The organism is Brevibacterium sp. Lmc1 (assembly GCF_057654315.1).
Map to the genome: position 1 here is coordinate 1,703,386 of NZ_CM172803.1, position 22,359 is coordinate 1,725,744.

A 22,359-nucleotide genomic window follows, 5' to 3' on the forward strand; every position below is an offset into this window, starting at 1 on the left:
CTGTGTTCGTGACTCCTGACCGCAGGCCGGAGCGAACGGAGGCAGGAGCGGGAGCGGCTCAGGCGGCGAAGCGGATGATCGCCTCACCGGACTTCACCGAGGCGCCTGCGCCGACGAGCACCTCGGAGACGGTGCCGGAGTGGCCGGCCTTGAGCGGCTGTTCCATCTTCATGGCCTCGATGACGGCGAGGGTGTCACCGGCTTCGACGGTGTCACCGGGGTTGACAGAGACGGAGACGATGGTGCCCTGCATGGGAGCGTTGAGCGCATTCGAGTCGTCGGCGATCTTCGCACCCTTGCGGCTGCTCAGCCCGCGCTTGCGCCGCGGCACGCTGGGGCTGGGAACATGACCGAGGTCCGAGATGACGTCCTTGGGGACCGAAACGGTCATGCGGCGGCCATCGACCTCGACCACAACGCTGAAGCTGTCGGTTGCAGTATTCATCTGTTCTCCTAGCTGTGGATCGACAAGCGGATTGACGAAAGCGGTTTCGAGCCAGTTGGTCCAGACCTTGAAATCGGTCGCGAAGGCCTGTTCGTTCACGAGCACCCGATGCAGCGGCAGCAGCGTCGAGACGCCCTCGATGCGGTATTCGGACAGGGCCCGGCGTGCTCGTGCCAGGGCCTCGTCACGGGTGGCGCCGGTGACGACGAGCTTGGCCAGCATCGGGTCGAAGTCCGTGCCGACGACGCTGGCTTCGCCGATGCCGGAATCCAGACGCACTCCGGGACCCGAAGGCGCACGGTAGTTCTTCACTGCGCCGGTGGCGGGGAAGAACGTCGTGGGGTCTTCGGCGTTGATGCGGAACTGGAAGGAGTGTCCGCGCACGGCGGGGAATTCGTCGGGCAGCGCCTCGCCCGAAGCGATGCGCACCTGCCAACCGACGAGGTCGACTCCGGTGACCTCCTCGGTGACGGTGTGCTCGACCTGGATGCGCGCGTTGGCTTCCATGAAGATGATCGTGCCGTCCTCGCCGAGGAGGAACTCACACGTCGCGGCGCCGACGTAGCCGACGTGGGCGAGCAGGCGTGCCGAGGCTTCGGAGACGATGCGCTCCTGTTCGGCGGTGAGGAACGGAGCGGGTGCTTCCTCGATGATCTTCTGGTTGCGGCGCTGCAGAGTGCAGTCACGCGTGGACACGATCCGCACGTTGCCGTGGGCATCGGCCAGGCACTGGGTCTCGAGGTGACGGGGGCGCACGATCTGCTTCTCGATGAGGCACTCACCGCGCCCGAAGGCACTCTGTGCCTCGCGGGTCGCTGCAGTATAGGCGGCTTCGAGGTCTTCGGCAGCGGCGCAGGCGCGGAAGCCACGCCCGCCTCCGCCGTGGACGGCCTTGACGACGACGGGGAACCCGATCCGGCCGGCCACTTCGGCGGCTTCTGTCAGATCGGCTACGGCGCCGTCGGAACCGGGAGCGACGGGAGCGTCGACGGCTTCGGCGACGGCACGGGCTCCGGACTTGTCACCGAGGAGTTTGATCGCCGCCGGGGGAGGACCGACCCAGATCAGCCCGGCATCGATGACGGCCTGCGCGAACTGCGCGTTCTCGGCCATGTAGCCGTAACCGGGGTGGACGGCATCGGCGCCGGAGCGCTTTGCCAAGGCGAGGATCTTCTCGATGTCGAGATACGTCTCCCCGGCTCCGGAACCGTCCAGCAGCCACGCGTCGTCGGCGAGTTCGACGAAGTCGGCATCGGAATCGGCGCGGGTGTACACGGCGACGGCCTTGATACCGAGGTCGTGGGCGGCCCGGATGATGCGCAGAGCGATCTCACCGCGGTTGGCGATGAGGACTCGGCGGACGGCCCCGGTCGGAACAGTGGTGCTCAGTACCGAGGTCGTGGAGTCGGAGAGGACTGTGGTCATGGTGCTCCTTTGTACGATCACAGAACAATTTAGAGAGCAGCACCAAGGGTTTGTAGGACAGCGATAAAAAACTGGGACGAGAACTTCAATGTCCTCGGGCGTGTCACCGGACCAGGGTCGAGTCTACCGCTTGAGAGTCCACAGATCGGGCCAGAACAGCCCCATGTCGGTGACCAATTCGCGCACGACGGGCAGGCTGAGGCCGAGCACGGTGAGGTGGTCGCCGTCGAGCCGGTCGACGAAGGCCCCACCATAGCCGTCGATCGTCAGCGCCCCGGCCACGTGGAAGGGCTCTTCGGTGGCGATGTACGCCTCGAGCTCCTCCGTGCTGGGTGAGCCGATGAGCACCGAGGTGGCCGACCGCTGCGAGCGCAGAGCGCCGAGTTCGAAGGGCGCCGAGCCGGTTCGATCAGCACTGTCGGGGCCGTCACTGCGGACATCGTCTCCCGCTCGCCCGACTGCGCCGTTCGACTGCTGCGCCCGCGTGAGCACTGCGACCGTATGGCCCGAATGCAGCTGTGTCCACTGACCGGCGATCGCCGACCACACGTTGCGAGTGCGATCGGCCGTTCCCGGTTTGCCGATGGCCTGTCCGTCGAATTCGAGCAGGGAATCCCCGGCGATGACGACCACGGTGTCCGCGCCGTCAAGTGTCGGGGGAGCGGACGCGATGATCCGGTCGATGACCGCACGCGCCTTCGCCTCCGACAACGCTGTGGTGAGTTCGCCGACGGAGCCGGTGAAATCGTCCTCGATGGCACGTTCGTCGACCTCGGAGACGATGATGACCGGGTCGATCCCGCCGTCCCGGAGGATCTGGCGACGTGAAGGAGATTGGGAGGCGAGGACGACGGGGATCACGAGGCTGCTTCCGAACGATTCGGGACCGGTTCGGGGCTGGCGTCTTCTGTCACTGCTGTTTTTTCGGCATCTGGCTGCGCCTCGGCGCCGGTCTGCGCCTCGATATCCGAATCGTTCTGAGCAGCAGATTGCGCCTCGGCGCCGGGGACCAGTTCGTGTCGGCGGGCGGTTTCGCCCTTCTCGGGGATGTCGAGGCTGCGGTCGACGACGACCGGTGCATCGATGCGTTCGGCGATTGCGGCCAGCAGCGTCGAGGACAGTTGCGCATAGCCGAGTTCGCTGGGGAATCGGCCCGAGTCGTTGAGCAGAGACCGGCGTGTCGTTCCGCTCAGCGATCCCGTCGACCGCAGTGGAACCGCACGCGCGGCCAGGGCGGCCAGCCATTGAGAGCCGGCGAGGACCCGCGAGGTTCGGCGCAGCGACGTCTTGAGAGGATCGCGCAGCCCCGGCAGACCGCCGAGATTGGGGCAGACGAGAACGAACACGGTGTAGCGGCCCTCGCGTTGGAGCCGGTTGATGGCCTGGTTGAGCACGGGTACGCCGATGGTCGCCTGGATCGGGTGGATGATGTCGCCGGTGCCGATCGAGACTATCGCGAACCGGCGGTCGTCGCTCCAGCGGTCCGAGAGCTGGCGGGAGAGCCACGGCGAGCGCAGGACTTCGTCGACCTGTCGGTGCAGATCATCCGACAGTGCCGAGGGGCGTGCGGTTGTCTGGACCCGGACGGTGGTGCCGAGCATCCGCGCCAGGCCTCTCCCGATGAGGGTCGGGGGCGCCTGCTCCGGGTCGACGTCGACCCCGCACAGCCAGGAGTCGCCGATGATGGCAAGAGCGGCGGAGTCGTCATCGTCGTTGTCACGTGGGGCGGCGATCGCCTCGGTGAAGGTGGAGAAGCGACGGTTCTTGTCGTCGTCGAAGGAACGGCGCAGCGATCCGGCCTGGTGGCGGAGCAGTCCCGCCGCCGAGGCGCCGGCGCCGACGACGGTCGCCCCCATGGTCGCCAGCGTGTAGATCAAGCGTCTTCCCACTGATTTCCCTCCTCCGGCGTCATCATTGCACCTTTGTCACTGCATCAACAACTATTGTTGAGTCATGAGCGAAAACGATCAGCAGCATCCTCCGAACCGACTCCGAGGAGCATGGGAGGCGTTCCGGCGCGGACGCGGCTCCTCTCACTCCTCGTCCGAACCCGAAGCAACCCCATCGCAGGCAGTCAGTCCCGAGGAGATCGCACTCAGCCGAATCGAAGCCGAGGCCAAACCGTATGTGGCTCCCGGTCTTAAGCTAGCTGCCGCATGGTCGTGGCGGTCGATCGTCGTGCTCGTGGCGATCGGTGTGGCGCTGTGGCTCCTGTCGAAGATCTCCAGCGTCGTGCTGCCCGTGCTCATTGCTCTGCTGTTGGCAGCGCTGCTCGCGCCCCTGACCGGATGGCTGAAGAAGAAGGGCGTGCCTCGAGGAGGGGCCGCCGCGATCTCCTTCATCGGGTTCATCGTCGTCGTGCTCGGACTCTTCGGCCTCGTCGGTCAGCAGATCTATTCCGGCATGCCCGACCTCGTCAAACAGGTCATCGCCGGTGTGTCCGGGATCAGCGGATGGCTGGCTTCGAGCCCCTTCGGCATCGACGCAACGACGATCTCGAGCTATATCGACGACGCCATCAAAACCGCGACGAACTTCTTCCAGAACAACAGCAGCCAGCTTCTCGGCGGCGCCCTGGAGGCCACCTCCTCGGTGGGCACCTTCCTCACCGGTATGGCCGTCTGCCTGTTCGCGACGTTCTTCTTCCTCTACGACGGGCAGAACATCTTCAGGTGGGTGATGAACCTGCTGCCGGTCCCGGCCCGTCCCGTCGCCACGGGTGCCGCTCTGAAGGGGTGGACGACCCTCGTGCAGTACGTGAGGGTCCAGATCCTCGTCGCCGCCGTCGATGCGATCGGCATCGGCATCGGCGCTGCGTTCCTCGGGATCCCGCTGGTCATCCCCATGACCGTGCTCGTCTTCCTCACCTCGTTCGTCCCCGTCGTCGGAGCCATCGCCTCCGGTGCGGTCGCCGTGCTCGTGGCATTGGTATCGAACGGTCTGGTCAGTGCCGTCATCATGCTCGCGGTTGTCATTGCCGTCCAGCAGATCGAAAGCCAGGTGCTGCAGCCGTTCCTCATGGGCAAGGCAGTGTCGGTCCATCCGCTGGCTGTGATCCTCGCAGTCACCGGAGGCGGCTTCCTCTTCGGCATCGTCGGCGCTCTCTTCGCCGTTCCCTTGGTTGCCGTGCTCAACAGCGTCGTCAGCTATATCGTGCGTACGAACGCCGGTGATTCGGACGAAGACGAAGCGGAGGACGACGCCGAGCGTGACCCGGACGAACGCGAGGCCACGGCAGTCCTCGAGACGGCGAAGGAAAGGCTCACCGATGCCGTCCACGAGTCCGCGGAAGACGAACGTGCATCAGGTTCCGGACAGACCGATTCGACGGAAACCGGATCAACCGGTCCGACCCCGTCGCGTGAGACCGGTTCGGCCGAACCCGGACGGCCGAAGAAGGGCCCCGATGCCTGAGGCTCGGACCAGACGACCCGGCAGGACTCGTCTGAATCGGGGTCCGGCAGGACGCGCCTGAACCGGAATGAATAGAGAAGTGGGCGGGTGCGATCGCACCCGCCCACTTCTCTATTCGGTCTCGATCAGCCGGTGAAGGCTTCGACGGAATCGACCTTGACCTCGATGGTCTTGCCGTTCGGAGCCTCGTATGAGGTCTTGTCTCCGGCCTTGACGCCGAGGACAGCCGCTCCGAGCGGCGACTTCTCCGAGAAGACGTCGATATCGGAGTCTCCGGCGATCTCGCGGTTGCCCAGCAGGAATCGCATGGAGTTGCCGGCAACGCTGGCGGTCACGACGGTTCCGGGTGCCACGGTCTTGCCGTCGCTGTCGCTGGAGCCGACCTTCGCGTTCCGCAGCAGCACTTCGAGCTGGCGGATGCGTGCTTCCTGTTTGCCCTGCTCATCACGCGCAGCGTGATAACCGCTGTTCTCCTTCAAGTCACCCTCGTCGCGGGCGGCTTCGATCTTCTCAGCAATCTCTGCACGACCCGGTCCGGAGAGATGCTCGAGTTCCTTCGACAGGCGGTCAAAGGCTTCCTGGGTCAACCATGTCTCTTCCTGGGTGACTTCCTCGGTCATGACTTCTCCTTCTTCGGTCGGTGCACTGACGGGCGTGTCAGGCAACGAAAAAACCGGGCGTATGGGCACGCCCGGAAGTTGAATGAAACTACAGTGTAACGCATCTGCGGAGAAAAACGATGAGTTCGATCACGTCCCCGGCCGTGAGGCGGAGGTTCGCGACCGCAAGATGCGTTCCCGTGCGAGAACTATTCGAAGAGACTCGTGCGACCGGGTTCCTGTGCTTCCACCAGGCGGTCGAAGCGGTCGAAGGTTCGGCCTATTCGAACCAGCAGGAGTCCACGTGGCCGGAGGCGGCCAGCTGAGTTGTGGCCAGGTCCACGTCGATGCGCTTCGGCGAATTCGGATCGGCGTTCGGATCGGCGGGAACGGTCACCTCGGTGAATCCGACGATCGCTTCCTGCTCATTGGTGGCCTGGACGATGCAGTGCACGTCGCGTTTCTGATCAGGAAATATTCCGACGCTGACGCGCGTTGAAGAATCGTCGACAACCGAATAGTCAAGAGTGCGCGGTGTTGTGGGATTCGTCTGCGGGCGGAATGCCCAGACAGCGATGACGGCGACCACCACGGCGAGGACGATGACGGCGATGATCTTCGCCCGACGACTCAGCTCTCGCTTGGGTCTGCTGGTCCGGCCGTAGCGATCATCATGCAGTGGTGGTGCCACTGTTACCTCAGTCATTGAATTCCTCTTTAAGTACTTCGCGCACTAATCTAGAGTAGTCGATCCTCTGCCGGCGATCATGTCAGCCGCAGCGCTGGCAGCAGGTGGCCACCAGGCTGAATCGAAAGGGACATTTAGGATATGACTTCGCTTCCGTACCATGGGCTGCGCCTGTTGGCCGTCCATGCCCACCCCGACGACGAATCCTCCAAGGGTGCGGCAACGAGCGCGAAGTACGCTTCACTGGGTGCCCGGGTGCTCATCGCCACCATGACCGGTGGCGAGGCCGGCGATATCCTCAATCCCGCTCTCCTGCAGAGCCCGAAGGCCAGCCGCGACATCGCCGGTCTCCGTCGGGAGGAGATGGCGACCGCTGCCGCAGCCCTCGGAGCCGAACATGTCTGGGTCGGTCACGTCGACTCGGGACTGCCCGACGGCGATTTCGACAACCAGACTCCTCCCGGATGCTTCTATCGAGTCCCCGACGAGGTGGCGATGCTTCCTCTCGTGCACATCATCCGCACCTTCCGTCCTCAGGTGGTGACCACCTACGACGAGCTCGGCGGATATCCGCACCCCGACCACATCAAGAACCATGCCGTGACCATGGCCGCCGTCGAAGCAGCCGCAGATGCGACCTCGCATCCCGAGCTCGGAGAACCGTGGCAGGTGCAGAAGATCTACTTCAACCAGGACCTGTCGGCGAAGAAGTGGATCACGATCCACGAGAAGATGCTCGAGGCGGGACTCAAGTCCCCGTTCGCCGACCACCTGGAGGATTTCAAGAAGCGCGACAATCAGCGCCACAACTGGCTGAGCACCCGCATCTCCTGCTCCGAGTTCTTCTCTGCCCGCGATCGTGCGCTGCTCTCCCACGCCACTCAGATCGATCCCGAAGGCGGTTTCTTCTCCGCATCGCGCAAGGCCGCTCGCACTTACTGGCCGACCGAAGAGTTCGAGCTGGCTCTCGACCTCACCGGGCGTGAGCCACTGGACCGGGAGCTGGACTTCCAGGAGACCGACCTGTTCGCTGCCGTGACCTTCGATGACGGTCGTCGCGTTCCCGCCGAGGGGATGCTCCCGGACTCGCCGGCTGCCGACGACCTCGACGCTGATTCCGCCGTCCCGACCGAAAGCGACACCCGCGCATGATCTTCGCGTCCTCTCCAGCCCCGACTCCGGACGGAGGCGCACCGGACCCGGATCTGGTGACGCCCGGAACCGTCGGCTTCCTGGCCACCCTCGCCATCGTCGTCCTGACGATCTTCCTCATCAGGGACGCCCTGCGCCGTGTCCGTCGGGTGCGGGCGCACTCGGGCGCCAGCGATGCCTATCCGATCCCGCTGCGCAGGCATGTGGTGCCCAACCAGTCGAAGCTCTCAGGGCCGGAGGCACCCGAACCGGAGACCGCTGACAGCGACTCCGACGCGTCCGCCGATACCGGACCATCCGATGCAGATCGCCGAGGCGGCTCGGCGGAGGAGCCGATCGATTCCTCCGAATCCACCGACGAACGCAATGAACGAGCCTGAGCTCTGAGGCTTTGAGGTCCTGCGCACACAGACAACGGCGCGATCACCGATCGGTGATCGCGCCGTGTGCGTCCGTGCGGACTCAGTCGATTGGAGTTCAGTAGGCTGCGACGGCGGCGATGATGAGTGCGGCGAGGTGGCCGCCGTAGCCGAGGATCGTGAAGATGTGGAAGATCTCATGGAAGCCGAGCCACTTCGGTGAGGGGTTCGGGCGCTTGATCCCGTAGATCACCGCGCCGGCGATGTAGCACACGCCGCCGAGGACGACGAGGAGTCCGACGGGGAAGTTCGTGGCCCAGATCTGGGGAATGTACCCGACTCCGGCGACGCCGAACCCGACGTAGATCGGGACGAAGAGCCACCTCGGTGCGGTGGTGAAGATCGTACGGAAGGCAGCGCCGAGTGCGGCGGCACCCCACAGCACGGACAGCAGGAGGACTGCCTGGTCGGTGCGGAGCATCAGCACTGCCAGCGGTGTGTACGTACCGGCGGTGATGAGGAAGATATTCGCGTGGTCGAGCCGCCGCAGGACGAGGCGGACGCGGGTGCGCCAGCGGCCTCGGTGATAGACGGCGGAGGTGCCGAAGAGCAGCATGCCGGTGACGGCGAAGATCGCGGCGGCGATGCGCGACTCGATGGTCGGGGAGATGATCACCAAAGCCAGGCCGCCGATCATCGCCAGAGGGAACGCCCCGGCGTGGAACCAACCGCGCAGCTTCGGCTTGACCTGACCCGCCAACTTCGTCAGTTCGGCGCGCAGTGCTGAGCGGCGACGGGCGATGCGGTGGTCATCGGCGGGCGGAACGTCATCCGCGCCCGCTGAACCGACCGGCCCGGCGCCGTCGGGAACGACCGGAGAGGAATCGGTGAGCGAAGCATTCATAGCTCCATGGTAGCCAGCGGACCTGAGGCCTCATTCAGCATCATCGGCTAGTAGTCTGTACAGTATTCGAACCGACCGACGACCCATGTGGAAGAGGACAGCTGTGGCGCGACCCGTGAACCTGCTCTATCGGCTGTACGAGCGACGGCTCAAACGTGAGCTCGACAAGTCGGTTCCGGTTCCACGTCACGTCGGAGTCATCACCGACGGCAACCGCAGGTGGGCCAAGGAGTTCGGTGCGACGACCGCTGACGGTCACCGCGCCGGAGCGGCGAAGATCGTCGAGTTCCTCGGCTGGTGCCACGAGATCGATGTGGAGATCGTCACTCTCTACGTTCTGTCCAAAGAGAACCTCGCCCGCTCGGCAGAAGAGGTTTCGATCCTCATCGAGATCATCTCGGACCTGGTGGAGAAGATCGCGGCACTCGACGGCGTCGGCGTCCAGCTCGTCGGTGATCTCGACATCGTTCCCCCGGATCTGCGTGCCCGCCTCGAAGCGGTGTCGACGACCGAGAACTGTGGAATGCGCGTCAACGTCGCCGTCGGCTACGGCGGTCGGCAGGAGATCGTCAATGCTGTGAAGTCCCTGCTGCGCACACGGACCGACGACGGCATGGACCTGGAGTCGATAATCTCCGAACTGTCGCCGGAGCAGATCGGCGAACACCTCTACACCAAGGGCCAACCCGATCCCGACCTCATCATCCGCTCCTCGGGAGAGCAGCGACTCTCCGGCTTCCTCATGTGGCAGAGCGCCTATTCGGAGTTCTATTTCTGCGAAGCCTATTGGCCGGACTTCCGCCGTACGGACTTCCTCCGAGCCGTGCGCGACTACGGTCTGCGGCAGCGGCGCTTCGGCAAATAGGTCGTGCCCGGCGTCGGCGAGACCCAGCGGCCGTCTGACGGGGGAATCCCGCATTCACTCGAAGTTCATGACCCTGACTTGCCCGAGCACGCGTGCCGCTACCGCCTGCGGGGGCGAACCGGGTTAGGTTGGCTGTAGTTGGTCGACACCAACCCGAGATCGGGGGATGTCAGAACCGGATCTCGGCGGAACTCACGCCTCAGAGGTCCTCATGGCTGAAAAAGTCCACACCTACGTTCTCGACACCTCGGTGCTGCTGTCGGATCCCGGAGCGCTTCTGCGCTTCGCCGAACACCACGTCGTCATCCCGCTCATCGTCGTCTCCGAACTCGAGGGCAAACGCAATCATCCCGAACTCGGATTCACCGCACGCAAAGCCCTCCACATCCTCGACGACTTCCGTTCTGACTACGACCGGTTGGATCAGCCCATTCCCGTCGGTGACGCAGGCGGAACGCTGCGGGTCGAGCTCAACCACATCGACGCCTCCACGATGCCGGTCGGCTTCGACCGGACGGAGAACGACACCCGCATCCTGGCCGTGGCCCGCAACCTCTCTGCCGAAGGCTGTGACGTGGTTGTCGTGACCAAGGACGTGCCGATGCGAGTGAAAGCTTCGGCCCTGGGTCTGCACGCGGAGGAGTATCTGGCGGAGCTGGCCGTCGACTCCGGGTTCACCGGGATGAGCGAGCTCGGCCTCGACGACGAGCAGATGAACGAGTTCTACGATTCGGGGTCGGTCGTCACCGAGGATGTCTCCGACGAGGTGGTCAACACCGGGGTCGTCATCACCTCACCGCGCGGATCCGGACTGGGACGTGTGCGCAGCGGCAACCGAGTGTCGATGGTGCGTGGCGATCGTGACATCTTCGGCGTCCACGGACGGTCGGCAGAACAGCGGATCGCCATCGACATGCTGCTCGACGACGCCCTGGGGATCGTGTCGATGGGAGGGCGAGCCGGAACGGGGAAGTCCGCGCTGGCCCTCATGGCAGGTCTGCAGAAGGTGCTCGAGGAGAACAAGCACTCGAAGATCATGGTCTTCCGTCCCCTCTACGCAGTGGGCGGACAGAACCTCGGCTACCTGCCCGGCAGCGAAGGTGAGAAGATGAACCCCTGGGCGGAGGCCGTATTCGACACCCTCAGTGCGCTGGTGAGCAAGAACGTCATCGACGAGGTGGTCAACAGGGAGATCCTCGAGGTGCTTCCGCTCACCCACATCCGCGGACGGTCCCTCCACGATGCATTCGTCATCGTCGATGAAGCGCAGTCGTTGGAGCGCAATGTTCTGCTGACCGTGCTCTCGCGCATCGGAATGAACTCGAAGGTGGTGCTCACCCACGATGTCGCCCAGCGCGACAACCTGCGAGTGGGCAGGCACGACGGAGTCGCCGCGGTGATCGAGAAGCTCAAGGGCCACGAACTGTTCGCGCATGTCACGCTGACGCGGTCGGAGCGGTCGGAGATCGCCGCCCTGGTCACCGATGTGCTCGAGGAATTCGACCCGTTCCGGTCCTGAGCCTCTGCTCCGGTCGCCGACCGCTCACGTTACCGCCGATGTCTCGCGATGTTCGGTGAGCGGTCGACGGGACGCTGAGCGGCCGCCAACACGAAACGGCGCCCGGACGGTATCCGTCCGGGCGCCGTTTCGTTCTGTCAGATCGGAGGCTTACTTGTAGCTGCCGATCATGGTGGTGACGTCGAGGGCCTTGTCGAGGTCCGCCTCGGTGATGGAGCCGTTCTCGACGAAGCCGAGCGCGATCGTCGCTTCCTTGACGGTCATCTTCTCAGCCACGGCGTGCTTCGCGATCTTCGCGGCCGCCTCGTAGCCGATGACCTTGTTCAGCGGGGTGACGATGGAGGGGCTCGCCTCGGCGAGGAAGCGGGCACGCTCCTCGTTGGCGGTGAGTCCGTCGATCATCTTCTCGGCCATGACGGTCGAGGCGTTCGCGAGCAGGCGGATCGACTCGAGCAGGTTCGAGGCCATGACGGGGATGCCGACGTTGAGCTCGAACGCGCCGTTGGTCGACGACAGCGACACGGAGGTGTCATTGCCGATGACCTGTGCGGCGACCTGAATGGTGGCCTCGCAGATGACCGGGTTGACCTTGCCGGGCATGATCGACGAACCGGGCTGCAGGTCGGGGATGGCGATCTCGCCGAGGCCGGTGTTCGGTCCCGAACCCATCCAGCGCAGGTCGTTGCAGATCTTCATGTAGCCGTAGGCGATGGTCCGCAGCTGACCGGAGGCCTCGATGAGTCCGTCGCGGTTGGCCTGGGCCTCGAAGTGGTTGCGAGCCTCGGTGATCGGCAGTCCGGTCTCCTCGGCGAGGATCTCGACCACGCGGGAGGAGAAGCCGTCGGGGGTGTTGATGCCGGTGCCCACAGCGGTTCCGCCCTGCGGGACCTCTGCCACGCGCGGCAGGGAAGCTTCGATGCGCTCGATCCCGTAACGGACCTGAGCTGCGTAGCCGCCGAACTCCTGACCGAGAGTCACCGGAGTGGCATCCATGAGGTGGGTGCGTCCGGACTTGACGATCGAGGAGAACTCCTTCGCCTTCTTCTCCAGCGAAGTCGCCAGGGTGTCCATGGCCGGGATGAGGGTGTTGACCAGGGCCTTGGTCACTGCCAGGTGCACCGAGGTGGGGAAGACGTCGTTCGACGACTGCGAGGCGTTGACGTGGTCGTTCGGGTGGACGTTGATTCCGTCGGCTTCGAGCGCCTTGGTCGCCAACGAGGCAAGGACCTCGTTGGTGTTCATGTTCGACGAGGTTCCCGAGCCGGTCTGGAACACGTCGATCGGGAAGTGGGCGTCGAATTCGCCTGCGATGACCCGGTCGGCGGCGTTCTGGATGGCTGTGGCGCGGGCCTCGTCAAGCACGCCGAGTTCGGCGTTGGCCTTCGCAGCGGCCTTCTTCACCTGAGCCAGTGCGGCGATGTGAGCGGATTCGAGGGTCTTGCCCGAGATCGGGAAGTTCTCGACGGCACGCTGGGTCTGTGCGCTGTAGAGGGCGTCCTTGGGGACTTTGACCTCACCCATGGTGTCGTGTTCGATGCGAAATTCTTCGGTCATTGTTGTCCTTTCCGTTGGGTGCCTGGGAAATGATTGCGGAGCTCAGGCTCGTTGGGAGACTGAACGGCTGTCCACCGAGGTGGCCGGTCGCTCAGGAAGCATAGGTGGAGACCGCGGCCTCGTCGCCTCCGTACTGGGCGACGACCGTGGTGTGGCCGTCGTGGAGTTGGTAGGTGAGTCCGACGATGATGAGTCGGCCCTCTTCGACGGCGGTCTTGATGATCGTGGACAGCTGCATGATCTTGTCGACCGTGTCCATGGTGTTCTGCCCGACGGTCTCGTTGATGGTGGTGCGCCCGTTCTTGCGCGCCCGGGCCACCGTCGGCAGGATGCGGGCGACGACGTCGGAGATGAATCCCGGGGGAGTCTCACCCGAGTCGTAGGCGTTGTATGCCGCGGTCACGGCCCCGCAGCTGTCGTGGCCGAGCACGACGAGCAGGGGAGTGCCGAGCATCTCGACTCCGTATTCGAGCGAGCCCAAGGTGACCGGGTCGACGACCTGTCCGGCATTGCGCACGACGAACATGTCACCGAGGCCGACATCGAAGATCATCTCTGCGGCGACTCGGGAATCCGAGCAGCCGAAGAGAGTGACGAACGGGGTCTGGCTGCCCGACAGTGACTCACGTCGCGCCGTGTCCTGGTTGGGGTGCTGAGGGACATCGTCGACGAAACGCTGGTTTCCCTCGAGGAGTCGCTTCCACGCCTGATTGGGCATTGCTTTCGCACCTGCTTCCGAGTTGTGTGCATCGCGCCCGGGACCGGGTGCGATTGGAGGTCAGACCAATCCGCGGCGTGCGGCTTCTTCGGCGGCCTCCACGTAGGAGTGGGTCTTCGCGGCCTGGTGCTCGGCGAAGACCTGCCGGACGGTCCCCGACTTCGACCTCATCACCAGGGAATGCGTGGTGACGTGGCCACCCTGGAACTTCACTCCGTCGAGCAGGTCGCCGTTCGTGATGCCTGTGGCGACGAAGTAGCTGTTGTCACCGGTGACGAGGTCATCGGTGTTGAGCACCTGATTGATGTCGAGACCGGCCTTGGCAGCGGCCTCGCGCTCTGTGTCGTCCTGCGGCCACAGACGGCCCTGGATGACTCCGCCGAGTGCTTTGATGGCGCAGGCGGTGATGATGCCTTCGGGGGTACCGCCGATGCCCATGAGCATGTCGACGCCGGTTCCGGGACGACAGGCGGCGATGGCTCCAGCGACGTCGCCATCGGTGATGAGCTGGATGCGAGCTCCGGCGGCGCGGATCTCATCGATCATCTGCTGGTGGCGGGGGCGGTCGAGGATCATCACCGTCACCGAGGCGGGATCTTTCGTTCCCTTCGCCTTGGCAACGCGGCGGATGTTCTCAGCGATCGGCAGACGCATGTCGACGGCATCAGCGGCATCGGGGCCGGTGACGAGCTTCTCCATGTAGAACACGGCCGAGGGGTCATACATCGCACCGTCTTCGGTCACAGCCATGACCGAGATCGCATTGGGCATGCCCAGAGCGGTCAGGCGAGTGCCATCGATCGGGTCGACAGCAACATCGCAGTGCGGTCCTCCGCCGTCGCCGACCTGCTCGCCGTTGAAGAGCATCGGAGCTTCGTCCTTCTCACCTTCGCCGATGACGACGGTGCCGGCCATGCGGACGGTGGAGATGACATTGCGCATCGCGGCCACGGCTGCTCCGTCGGCTGCGTTCTTGTCGCCGCGGCCGACCCAGGGGGCGGCGGCGATGGCTGCGGCCTCGGTGACTCGGACGAGCTCCAGAGCCAAGTTGCGGTCGGGAGCATCCGACTCGACCTGAGCCTTCTGTGACCATGAGTCGGTCACTGCGACAGGCGGAGCCTCCTCATCAACTCGTCCTCGGTCATGGTGAGATTTCACGTCAACAGGCTCTTTGGAGTCACTCATGCCTCCAATTGTGCCACCCCTGTGATCGAGGTCGCGACAGCGGTGTCCGCTTGTGGCCGCAGTCACGTCCTCGGGCCGGAATTGGCCCTTCGCGCGCGAGCCGAGGACAATGGCGGTGTGAATGTCCGAAATGCTGCCGACGAGACGGGTACTCGAACGGTCGTCGACGAGGCGACGCCGAGTCCTAGGGGAGAGTCCATGGCTGATGAGTCCGGAGTGATGCTGCCGGGGTCCCGGGAAGAGATGCGCTTCCTGCGCAAGAACTCGAACTGGGTCAATATGGTCATCGCGATCCTCGCCTGTCTGGCGGTCGCCGTCGGGATCCTGTTCCTCGCCCCGCAGCCCGAAGTCGACTCAGAACGTGTCGTCGACTATCAGGGGATCGCCGAGCAGTCCCAGGGCAACGCCGATTTCGACCTCATCGTTCCGCAGATCCCGCGCGGATGGACGTCGAACGAAGCCAGCCTCGACCGCGTGGGCGACTCCGAATACACCTCGTGGTACATGTCGTTCATCGGCCCCGACGACCAATGGGTGAGCATCGAACAGGCCGAAGCGAGTGCGAACTGGGCGAAGCGGAAGACCGATGAGGCTGTCGCCGCCGAGAAGGTGACCGTCGGCGGCGCCGACTTCCAGGTCTACCGCACCGAGGAAGCTAAGAAATACTGGGTCACGCACAAGGGCGATATGTATGTCGTTCTGACTGCCACCGCTGCGCCGGACACCGTCAACAGCTTCGCCGATCAGGTCGCCGCCGAACTGAAGTGATCCCAGGCTGACCTGAAGTTCTATTCGGTGTCGTTTGAGGTCTCCTCACGGGCCTTGTCGAGGCGTTCCCGTGCTCCGTCGAGCCACGCCTGGCACCGGTCGGCCAGGGCCTCGCCGCGCTCCCACAGCCGCAGTGACTCTTCGAGCGGCAGGTTGCCGGTCTCCAGACGCTTGACGGTCATGACGAGTTCTTCGCGCGCCTGCTCGTAGCTGAGCGTGCTGATATCGGGCTGGTCCTGTTGGGTCGTCGGTTCGGTCATCGGTGTCTCCTTCGCAGAGTGTGTGGAACGTGTACAGAGTGTGGAGTTGTAGTCAGTCGTCGGTCGTCGAATCGTCGGTCTCCGGAGTGACCTCGGTGATATCTGCGTCGAAACGACCACGAGCGACCCGGACATGGACGGTGTCGCCGGCGGCGACTTCGGCGGCATTGCGGACGGCCTGACCCTCGTCGGTCTGCACCACGGCGTAGCCGCGCTCCAACGTCCGCAGGGGAGAGAGGGACCTGGCTTGGGAACGAAGATGCTGGATCTCGTTCTGAGCTTGGATGAGCCGTCCGTTCGTCGCCTGCAGGCTGCGGCGGCGGATCGTTGTCAGCTCGTTCTCATGCGCGGTGATCATCGTCTGCGGTTCGGCGAGCACCGGCCGTGATCGCACGGCGGTGAGCATCTCCTGTTCGCGGTCGAGGATGCGATTGACGGCAGCTTCGAGCTCGGCACGGGCACGCAGCAGATTCATGCCTTCCTCGGCGACATCCGGAACAATCCTCTTTGCGGCATCTGTTGGTGTTGACGCCCGCATGTCAGCGACCTCATCGAGGATGGGCCGGTCCGCCTCGTGCCCGATCGCCGAGACGACCGGTGTCTGCGCGGCGGAGACGGCACGGACGAGTGCTTCGTTGGAGAACGGCAGGAGGTCTTCCATGCTGCCGCCGCCGCGGGCGATGACGATGACATCGATCTGCGGGTCCGCGTCGAGTTCGGCGAGGTTCTTCATCACTCCCGGCACGGCATCCGGGCCTTGCACTGCACAGTTGCGGACTTCGAATTCGGCGGCAGGCCAGCGAAGGTGCACATTGCGGATGACGTCCTTCTGCGCATCCGAATCCCGTCCGGTGATCAGCCCGATCCGGTTCGGCAGGAACGGCAGGCGCAGCTTCCGGTTGGGATCGAAGAGCCCCTCGGCGCCCAGCTGTTTCTTCAATCGTTCGAGGCGGGCGAGGAGTTCGCCGAGGCCGACGGCGCGGATATCGTTGGCGCGCATCGTCAGCCGACCGGTCTTAGTCCAGAAATCGGCTTTGAGATTGGCGACGACGTGGCTGCCCTCGGTCAGAGGAGCCCCGGTGCGGTCGAGGACGTTCTTCCAGATCTGGACCGGCAAGGACATCTCGACATCGGTGTCGCGCAGGGTCAGGTAGCTGGCCTTGCCTCGATGGTTGAGCTCGACGACCTGCCCTTCGATCCACACGCTCGACATGCGGTCGATATAGGATTTCATCTTCGAAGACAGCAGACTCAGCGGCCACGGATTCTCCGCCGTGGTCTCGGCTGCGGTGGCGGCGAGCTCCTTCGGCTCGGCTGTTTCACCGAGCGTGCCGGGAGTGCCGGAAATTCTTTGCGCCATTTAAGTCCCCTTCCGAATCCCAAGCCTAACGAACGGCACTGACGCAGCCCATTCCTGGCCGCAGTCGATGGCTCCGGCTTAGACTGAACGGGTGAGCGTCGTTTCAGTACCTGCCCCGACCATTCCGCGCCGGCGTTTGGCACCGGGCGAGATCCGCACTCCGGTCAATGCAGACAAGAGGGTGCTGCTGGCCGCACCGCGAGGCTATTGTGCCGGCGTCGATCGTGCTGTCATCGCCGTTGAGCGCGCCCTCGTGCACTTCGGCGCACCGATCTATGTCCGCAAAGAGATCGTGCACAACCGACATGTCGTCGAGACCCTGTCCGAACGCGGGGCCGTCTTCGTCGATGACACCGATGAAGTCCCGGAAGGTGCTCGGGTCGTGTTCTCCGCTCACGGAGTCTCACCGGCCGTGCACACCGAGGCTGCCCAGCGTTCGCTGTCGACGATCGATGCGACATGCCCGTTGGTGACGAAAGTCCACAAGGAGGCCATCCGGTTCGCCCGGGACGGCTTCCGCATCCTCCTCGTCGGCCATGCCGGGCATGAAGAGGTCGAAGGCACCATGGGCGAGGCGCCGGAGCACATCACACTGGTGCAGAGCCCGGAAGAGGCCCGCACCATCGAGGTTCCCGATGCCGAGAAGCTGGTGTGGATCTCACAGACGACCTTGAGCGTGGACGAGACCATGGAAACGGTTGAGATCCTGCGTGAGCGCTTCCCGCACCTGCAGAATCCACCCAGCGATGACATCTGCTACGCGACACAGAACCGGCAGGTCGCGGTGAAGAAGGTCGGGCCCGACGCGGATCTCGTCATCGTCGTCGGGTCGGCGAACTCCTCGAACTCCGTTCGCCTCGTCGAAGTCGCTCTCGAACACGGGGCGAAGGCTGCCTACCGTGTCGACTTCGCCCGCGAGATCGACGAGACATGGTTCCACGACGTGGCCACGGTCGGTGTCACCTCAGGTGCGAGCGTTCCGGAGAACCTCGTCCAGGACGTGCTGCAGCTGCTGGCCGAATACGGATTCGACACCGTCGAAGAGGTCGTCACCGCCGAAGAGGACCTCATCTTCTCGCTGCCGAAGGAACTGCGCAAACTCGGCTGAGCTGAGCAATTCCGCTGCGCGACGCGACGGGGACTTCCACGACTCAACGGAGTCGACGAACGCTGTCGATTCTCAGCTTGTCCCCGTCTGCCGACCGCGCAGATGAGTCGGACCACGATCATCGAAGTCCATGGCCCGCGGCCGACTGAGTTCCTCGGCGCTGATGCCGCGAGAACGAGTATCGAGTTCGGCCACGGCGTCGAGCTCGTCGGCGACGATTCCCGTCGAGGGGAACTTTCGCGCGGTGACGAGGAAGCGCGACTCCAGCGAGGAGACGAACCGGTTGTAGTCCTCGACCGAGCGGTCCAGGCTGGCACCCATCCGTGACACGTGGGTGACAAGGGTGCCGATACGTTCGTAGAGTTCCGTGCCGAGTCGGAGCACCTCGGCCGCCGAGGTGGACATGTCCGCCTGCCGCCAGTTGAGCGCCACGGTCTTCAACAGCACCAGCAGAGTCGCTGGTGAGGCGAGGACGACGTTCTTGCCCAGTGCATGATCGATCATCTTCGGGTAGCTTGCCGCGGCCGCGGAGAGCAGACCGTCGGTGGGCACGAAGCAGACGACGAAGTCGGGGGAGGCATCGAACGCCTTCCAGTACTCCTTCGACGCCAGGGCATCAACATGTCGCAACAGGGCGCGGGCATGGTCCTGACCGCCCGTGCCGGAGTCGGCCGCCTCGACGGAGTCCTTGTTCATCCGTGCCGACAACGGTGTCTTCGCATCGATGACGATCGTGCCGCCGCCGGGCAGATGGACGACCATATCGGGGCGGTGGCGCTTGCCGTCCCGGTCGGCGCTGACCTGCGTGTCGAAGTCGACGTGGGGGAGGAGGCCGGCATATTCGACGATGCGTTTGAGCTGGACCTCGCCCCAGTCTCCACGGTGGGTCGTCGAATTCAAAGCGTTGGCCAGTGACCCGGTCGATTCCTGGAGGCGGAGGTTCTGTTGGCTGAGGTGCCCGATCTGGGAGTTCAGTCGGGTGATCTGTTCGATCTGCGTGCGGTCCTGGGAGTGCAGGTTCTCCTGCAGATTCTTCACGCTTGCCGCCAACGGCCCGATGGCGGCGGTGATCTCACCGGCCATCTGCGCATCGGCCTCGAGATCTTCGGTGCGCTCGGACAGGATGCGTGACGTGGTCTCGGCGCGAGTGAGTCTCTCGAGATAGCGGGAACGGGTGAGACTGCGGCCGAGGAGGAATCCGAGCGCGGCGGCGAGGACGATCGCCACGATGAAGGCGATGATGACTGCGGATGCGGGGAAAGCATTCATGATCCCAGGGTGACAGAGGGCACTGACACGAGAATTCGAGGACCACCTCGGCGACGGCTAGACTTGGATACCGTGGCTTTGACTATTGGAATCGTGGGACTGCCCAATGTCGGCAAGTCGACCATGTTTAACGCACTGACCAAGAACCAAGTTCTCGCGGCGAACTACCCGTTCGCGACGATCGAACCGAACGTGGGCGTGGTCCCGCTGCCGGACGAGCGACTCACGCGACTGGCTGAGATCTTCGGCTCCGAACGCATCCTCAATGCCACCGTCGACTTCGTCGATATCGCTGGAATCGTGCGCGGCGCTTCCGAAGGGGAAGGCCTGGGCAACCAGTTCCTCGCCAACATCCGCGAAGCCGATGCGATCTGCCAGGTCATCCGCGGATTCGTCGACGACGACGTCGTCCACGTCGACGGCAAGATCAGCCCCGCAGACGACATCGATACGATCAACACCGAGCTCATCCTCGCCGACCTCCAGACATTGGAGAAGGCTCGGCCCCGGATCGAGAAGGAAGTCAAGGGCAAGCGCGCTCCTGCTGAGCAGCTGACTGCGATCGATGCCGCCACCGAGATCCTCGAAGGCGGGCGGACGCTCTACCAGGCGATGCAGGCCGAGAAGTTCGATGTCAGTGCACTGCGCGAGCTGCAGCTGATGACGGTCAAGCCCTTCCTCTACGTGTTCAACGTCGACGACGAGGTGCTCGCCGATGAGGACAAGAAGAATGAGATGCGGGCACTGGTGGCTCCCGTCGAGGCGATCTTCCTCGACGCGAAGTTCGAGTCCGAACTCGCCGAACTCGACGAGGAGGAAGCCCGGGAGATGCTCGAATCGACCGGCCAGGAAGAGAGCGGACTCGATCAGCTCGCCCGAGTCGGCTTCGACACCCTGGGTCTGCAGACCTATCTGACGGCCGGGCCCAAGGAATCCCGTGCGTGGACGATTCCGAAGGGTGCCACCGCCCCCGAAGCGGCCGGAGTCATCCATACAGACTTCCAGAAGGGCTTCATCAAGGCCGAAATCGTGTCCTTCGATGATCTCGATGCGAACGGTTCGATGGCTGCCGCGAAGTCCGCCGGCAAGGTCCGGATGGAAGGCAAGGACTACATCATGGTCGATGGGGACGTGGTGGAGTTTCGTAGCGGATTAACCTCTGGTGGAAAGAAGTGAGCGTTGTTCCGGTGTACAGCATTGCCAAGGCTTACACGGCTGTCGCGGTGCTTCGCTCCTTCGATGTCGATGGGCAGCTTGGTGAGCTGGTTCCCGCTTTGCCGGAGTCCCTTCGCCCGGTGACTGTGCGTGCCCTGCTGAGCCACACCTCGGGCCTCAACGACTACTTCGGGTGGGCGGATTACCGCGTAGCAGTAGAAGCGCGTGACGATGCGTGGGAGATCGACCGTGTTATCGCAGGCGCAGTCGTTGATCGTGCTGGCCGGTTCCGGTACTCCAATATCGGTTTCTCCCTGCTGCGACTTGCTCTTGAGTACGACGAATCCGCAGACTTCTTCACCGCAATCTCCCGTCGAGTACTCCAGCCGCTCGGTGTTGTGGCCTTCCCCTTCGCGTCCCGTGGCGACTGGCGCGCCTGCACGCACGAGTCAATCGGGGAAGAGCTTCGTGCTTACGATCCCGGATGGGTATTCACAGGTACGTTCGCTGCTGAGCCTGACGAAGCGGCCCGGGGAATCGCGGCGGTCATGCGCGGCGAACTTGGCGACGATATTCCCCACTTGATGATGCAATCGGTCCCGGTCAACGCTCCGGCCCGGCACCCACTGTCACCCCATGCCGGATACGGCCTCGGGATCATGAGCAAAGGCGAGCCGGTGACACTCGTTGGTCACGGCGGTCAGGGACCAGGCTTCAACCTCTTCGCCGCAGCGAGTGCTGATGGACTCCGTTGGAGCGGGCGGGTCGCAGAGGGCCAACGGGAGGATTTGGACCTGATCCAGTCATGTGTCGATGATGTCGAGAGCCGGGACGGGCACGCAGTCGAGTTCCGTTTCTCGAACTGAACCCATGGGCGTATTCCCGCTCGCGAGGGATGTCGAACGCGCTCCATCATGCCGTGCACCAGGCGATCCGGGAGGATCGTAGAAGAGGTCCCTGGTTGGGAACCCGGGAGATCCGGGAGCGGCCGACGGTGGGCTGTCGCGCCTGCCCGCGCATGGGCTACCGGTGACGGCGTACGCCTTCGGTGATGAGCGTGATGAACCTGCGGCAGCGGGTGCGGATTTGAGGGCCACCGCCTGCCGCGATGGCACGTACGCCGGTGAGAAGCAAGCCGATGTCCCCGCTGGTCAGATCGGGGCGAGCCTCGCTGGTGCCGCGCACCCGCTCGGCTAGGCGTTCGAGATCCTGGAGCACGTGCCGGTTAAATTGCTCGAGGAGCGGCGCGGACCGGTCGCTCGTCGTGATGATGCTCGCTAGGCCTGGCGCAGCCAGCTCCAGATCGACGACTGCGTCGAGCGCCTTACCGAGCCCTTGCCACGGGTCCGAGGTTCTGGCGGCGTCCGCGAGGAAGGCCAGGCAGTGTTCGATCTCGTGGCCGAACACGGCGTCGATCAGGTCGGAGCGGGTGGGAAAATGCCGGTACAGCGTGGCCGTTCCGACACCGGCGTGGCGCGCGACTGCGGCGGCCGACACCTCGAGCCCATGGTCGGAGAACGCCGCACGTGCTGCGTTAATGATGCGAACGCGGTTTCGACGCGCATCCGCTCGATTCATCGACTCGGCCACGACCTCACCTCCGATGTGAGAG

The 22,359-nt window shown here is 64.3% G+C and carries 22 protein-coding genes; 9 read left to right on the top strand and 13 right to left on the bottom strand.

All coding sequences use genetic code 11. The features are described from left to right. Nucleotides 1–58: 58 nt before the first annotated feature. The 3 genes from AC239G_RS07455 to AC239G_RS07465 all read right to left on the bottom strand — a co-directional run bounded on the left by AC239G_RS07455 (nt 59) and on the right by AC239G_RS07465 (nt 3,759). Nucleotides 59–1,870 (bottom strand): acetyl/propionyl/methylcrotonyl-CoA carboxylase subunit alpha, encoded by a 1,812-nt coding sequence (locus AC239G_RS07455; RefSeq protein WP_139466801.1) that lies wholly within the window; start codon nt 1,868–1,870, stop codon nt 59–61. Between the two features lie 123 nt (nt 1,871–1,993). Then, nucleotides 1,994–2,731, bottom strand: coding sequence for a Maf family protein (locus AC239G_RS07460; protein ID WP_181270387.1), 738 nt, complete (start codon nt 2,729–2,731; stop codon nt 1,994–1,996). Beyond that, nucleotides 2,728–3,759, bottom strand: coding sequence for an SGNH/GDSL hydrolase family protein (locus AC239G_RS07465; protein WP_229663892.1), 1,032 nt, complete (start codon nt 3,757–3,759; stop codon nt 2,728–2,730). Before AC239G_RS07465 ends, AC239G_RS07460 begins: the two co-directional genes overlap by 4 nt. 64 nt (nt 3,760–3,823) lie before the next feature. Here AC239G_RS07465 and AC239G_RS07470 point away from each other — a divergent pair, with 64 nt between their 5' ends. Further along, complete coding sequence (locus AC239G_RS07470) at nt 3,824–5,284, top strand: AI-2E family transporter (protein WP_139466805.1); 1,461 nt, start codon at nt 3,824–3,826, stop codon at nt 5,282–5,284. Nucleotides 5,285–5,409: 125 nt separating this feature from the next. Here the strand turns inward: AC239G_RS07470 and greA are convergent, their stop codons facing one another. Together greA and AC239G_RS07480 are read right to left on the bottom strand one after the other, a co-directional pair. Continuing rightward, nucleotides 5,410–5,904: a transcription elongation factor GreA gene (gene greA / locus AC239G_RS07475; protein WP_101546580.1), complete on the bottom strand. Its 495-nt coding sequence runs from the start codon at nt 5,902–5,904 to the stop codon at nt 5,410–5,412. 259 nt (nt 5,905–6,163) lie between these two features. Continuing rightward, on the bottom strand, nt 6,164–6,589 hold the full coding sequence (locus AC239G_RS07480; protein WP_139466807.1) for a DUF4307 domain-containing protein: 426 nt from the start codon (nt 6,587–6,589) through the stop codon (nt 6,164–6,166). A 123-nt stretch (nt 6,590–6,712) separates the two neighbouring features. Between AC239G_RS07480 and mca the strand changes: the two genes are divergently transcribed. Both mca and AC239G_RS07490 read left to right on the top strand, forming a co-directional pair. Continuing rightward, on the top strand, nt 6,713–7,723 hold the full coding sequence (gene mca, locus AC239G_RS07485; protein ID WP_434594853.1) for a mycothiol conjugate amidase Mca: 1,011 nt from the start codon (nt 6,713–6,715) through the stop codon (nt 7,721–7,723). Then, nucleotides 7,720–8,103: a hypothetical protein gene (locus AC239G_RS07490; RefSeq protein ID WP_180987841.1), complete on the top strand. Its 384-nt coding sequence runs from the start codon at nt 7,720–7,722 to the stop codon at nt 8,101–8,103. Before mca ends, AC239G_RS07490 begins: the two co-directional genes overlap by 4 nt. 97 nt (nt 8,104–8,200) lie before the next feature. Here AC239G_RS07490 and trhA read toward each other — a convergent pair whose 3' ends face one another. Next, nucleotides 8,201–8,986, bottom strand: a complete 786-nt coding sequence (gene trhA / locus AC239G_RS07495; RefSeq protein ID WP_487490030.1) for a PAQR family membrane homeostasis protein TrhA — start codon at nt 8,984–8,986, stop codon at nt 8,201–8,203. A 103-nt stretch (nt 8,987–9,089) separates the two neighbouring features. On the opposite strand from trhA, the gene AC239G_RS07500 reads away from it, so the two are divergent. Next, nucleotides 9,090–9,851 (top strand): isoprenyl transferase, encoded by a 762-nt coding sequence (locus AC239G_RS07500; RefSeq protein WP_310650266.1) that lies wholly within the window; start codon nt 9,090–9,092, stop codon nt 9,849–9,851. A 211-nt stretch (nt 9,852–10,062) separates the two neighbouring features. Continuing rightward, a complete protein-coding gene (gene phoH2, locus AC239G_RS07505; RefSeq protein WP_139907495.1) occupies nt 10,063–11,370 on the top strand; it encodes an RNA 5'-3' helicase PhoH2 in 1,308 nt (435 codons plus the stop codon). Nucleotides 11,371–11,520: 150 nt separating this feature from the next. Here phoH2 and AC239G_RS07510 read toward each other — a convergent pair whose 3' ends face one another. The 3 genes from AC239G_RS07510 to glpX all read right to left on the bottom strand — a co-directional run bounded on the left by AC239G_RS07510 (nt 11,521) and on the right by glpX (nt 14,827). Beyond that, entirely contained in the window at nt 11,521–12,924 is a 1,404-nt protein-coding gene (locus tag AC239G_RS07510; RefSeq protein ID WP_139907496.1) for a class II fumarate hydratase, read from the bottom strand. A 91-nt stretch (nt 12,925–13,015) separates the two neighbouring features. After that, the gene (locus AC239G_RS07515) at nt 13,016–13,642 is read right to left on the bottom strand and encodes a carbonic anhydrase (RefSeq protein ID WP_139466820.1); all 627 of its coding nucleotides are present in this window, start codon (nt 13,640–13,642) and stop codon (nt 13,016–13,018) included. A gap of 60 nt (nt 13,643–13,702) precedes the next feature. Further along, nucleotides 13,703–14,827: a class II fructose-bisphosphatase gene (gene glpX / locus AC239G_RS07520; protein WP_139466822.1), complete on the bottom strand. Its 1,125-nt coding sequence runs from the start codon at nt 14,825–14,827 to the stop codon at nt 13,703–13,705. Nucleotides 14,828–15,025: 198 nt separating this feature from the next. Here glpX and AC239G_RS07525 point away from each other — a divergent pair, with 198 nt between their 5' ends. Continuing rightward, nucleotides 15,026–15,595, top strand: coding sequence for a DUF4245 domain-containing protein (locus AC239G_RS07525; protein ID WP_487490031.1), 570 nt, complete (start codon nt 15,026–15,028; stop codon nt 15,593–15,595). Between the two features lie 20 nt (nt 15,596–15,615). On the opposite strand, the gene AC239G_RS07530 is transcribed toward AC239G_RS07525, so the two are convergent. Next, nucleotides 15,616–15,855 carry an exodeoxyribonuclease VII small subunit gene (locus AC239G_RS07530; protein WP_172168901.1) on the bottom strand — a complete coding sequence of 80 codons (240 nt, stop codon included), beginning with the start codon at nt 15,853–15,855 and terminating at the stop codon, nt 15,616–15,618. A 52-nt stretch (nt 15,856–15,907) separates the two neighbouring features. After that, nucleotides 15,908–17,215, bottom strand: a complete 1,308-nt coding sequence (xseA, locus tag AC239G_RS07535; protein WP_139907500.1) for an exodeoxyribonuclease VII large subunit — start codon at nt 17,213–17,215, stop codon at nt 15,908–15,910. Nucleotides 17,216–17,306: 91 nt separating this feature from the next. On the opposite strand from xseA, the gene AC239G_RS07540 reads away from it, so the two are divergent. After that, entirely contained in the window at nt 17,307–18,323 is a 1,017-nt protein-coding gene (locus tag AC239G_RS07540; RefSeq protein ID WP_139907501.1) for a 4-hydroxy-3-methylbut-2-enyl diphosphate reductase, read from the top strand. A gap of 72 nt (nt 18,324–18,395) precedes the next feature. Here the strand turns inward: AC239G_RS07540 and AC239G_RS07545 are convergent, their stop codons facing one another. After that, nucleotides 18,396–19,592, bottom strand: coding sequence for a DNA recombination protein RmuC (locus AC239G_RS07545; protein WP_487490032.1), 1,197 nt, complete (start codon nt 19,590–19,592; stop codon nt 18,396–18,398). 72 nt (nt 19,593–19,664) lie between these two features. Here AC239G_RS07545 and ychF point away from each other — a divergent pair, with 72 nt between their 5' ends. Further along, entirely contained in the window at nt 19,665–20,768 is a 1,104-nt protein-coding gene (ychF, locus tag AC239G_RS07550; RefSeq protein ID WP_434594876.1) for a redox-regulated ATPase YchF, read from the top strand. Next, a complete protein-coding gene (locus AC239G_RS07555) occupies nt 20,765–21,613 on the top strand; it encodes a serine hydrolase domain-containing protein (protein WP_180345506.1) in 849 nt (282 codons plus the stop codon). The genes ychF and AC239G_RS07555 overlap by 4 nt, the downstream gene beginning before the upstream one ends. A gap of 157 nt (nt 21,614–21,770) precedes the next feature. On the opposite strand, the gene AC239G_RS07560 is transcribed toward AC239G_RS07555, so the two are convergent. Beyond that, the gene (locus AC239G_RS07560; protein WP_218973592.1) at nt 21,771–22,337 is read right to left on the bottom strand and encodes a TetR/AcrR family transcriptional regulator; all 567 of its coding nucleotides are present in this window, start codon (nt 22,335–22,337) and stop codon (nt 21,771–21,773) included. Nucleotides 22,338–22,359 lie beyond the last annotated feature (22 nt).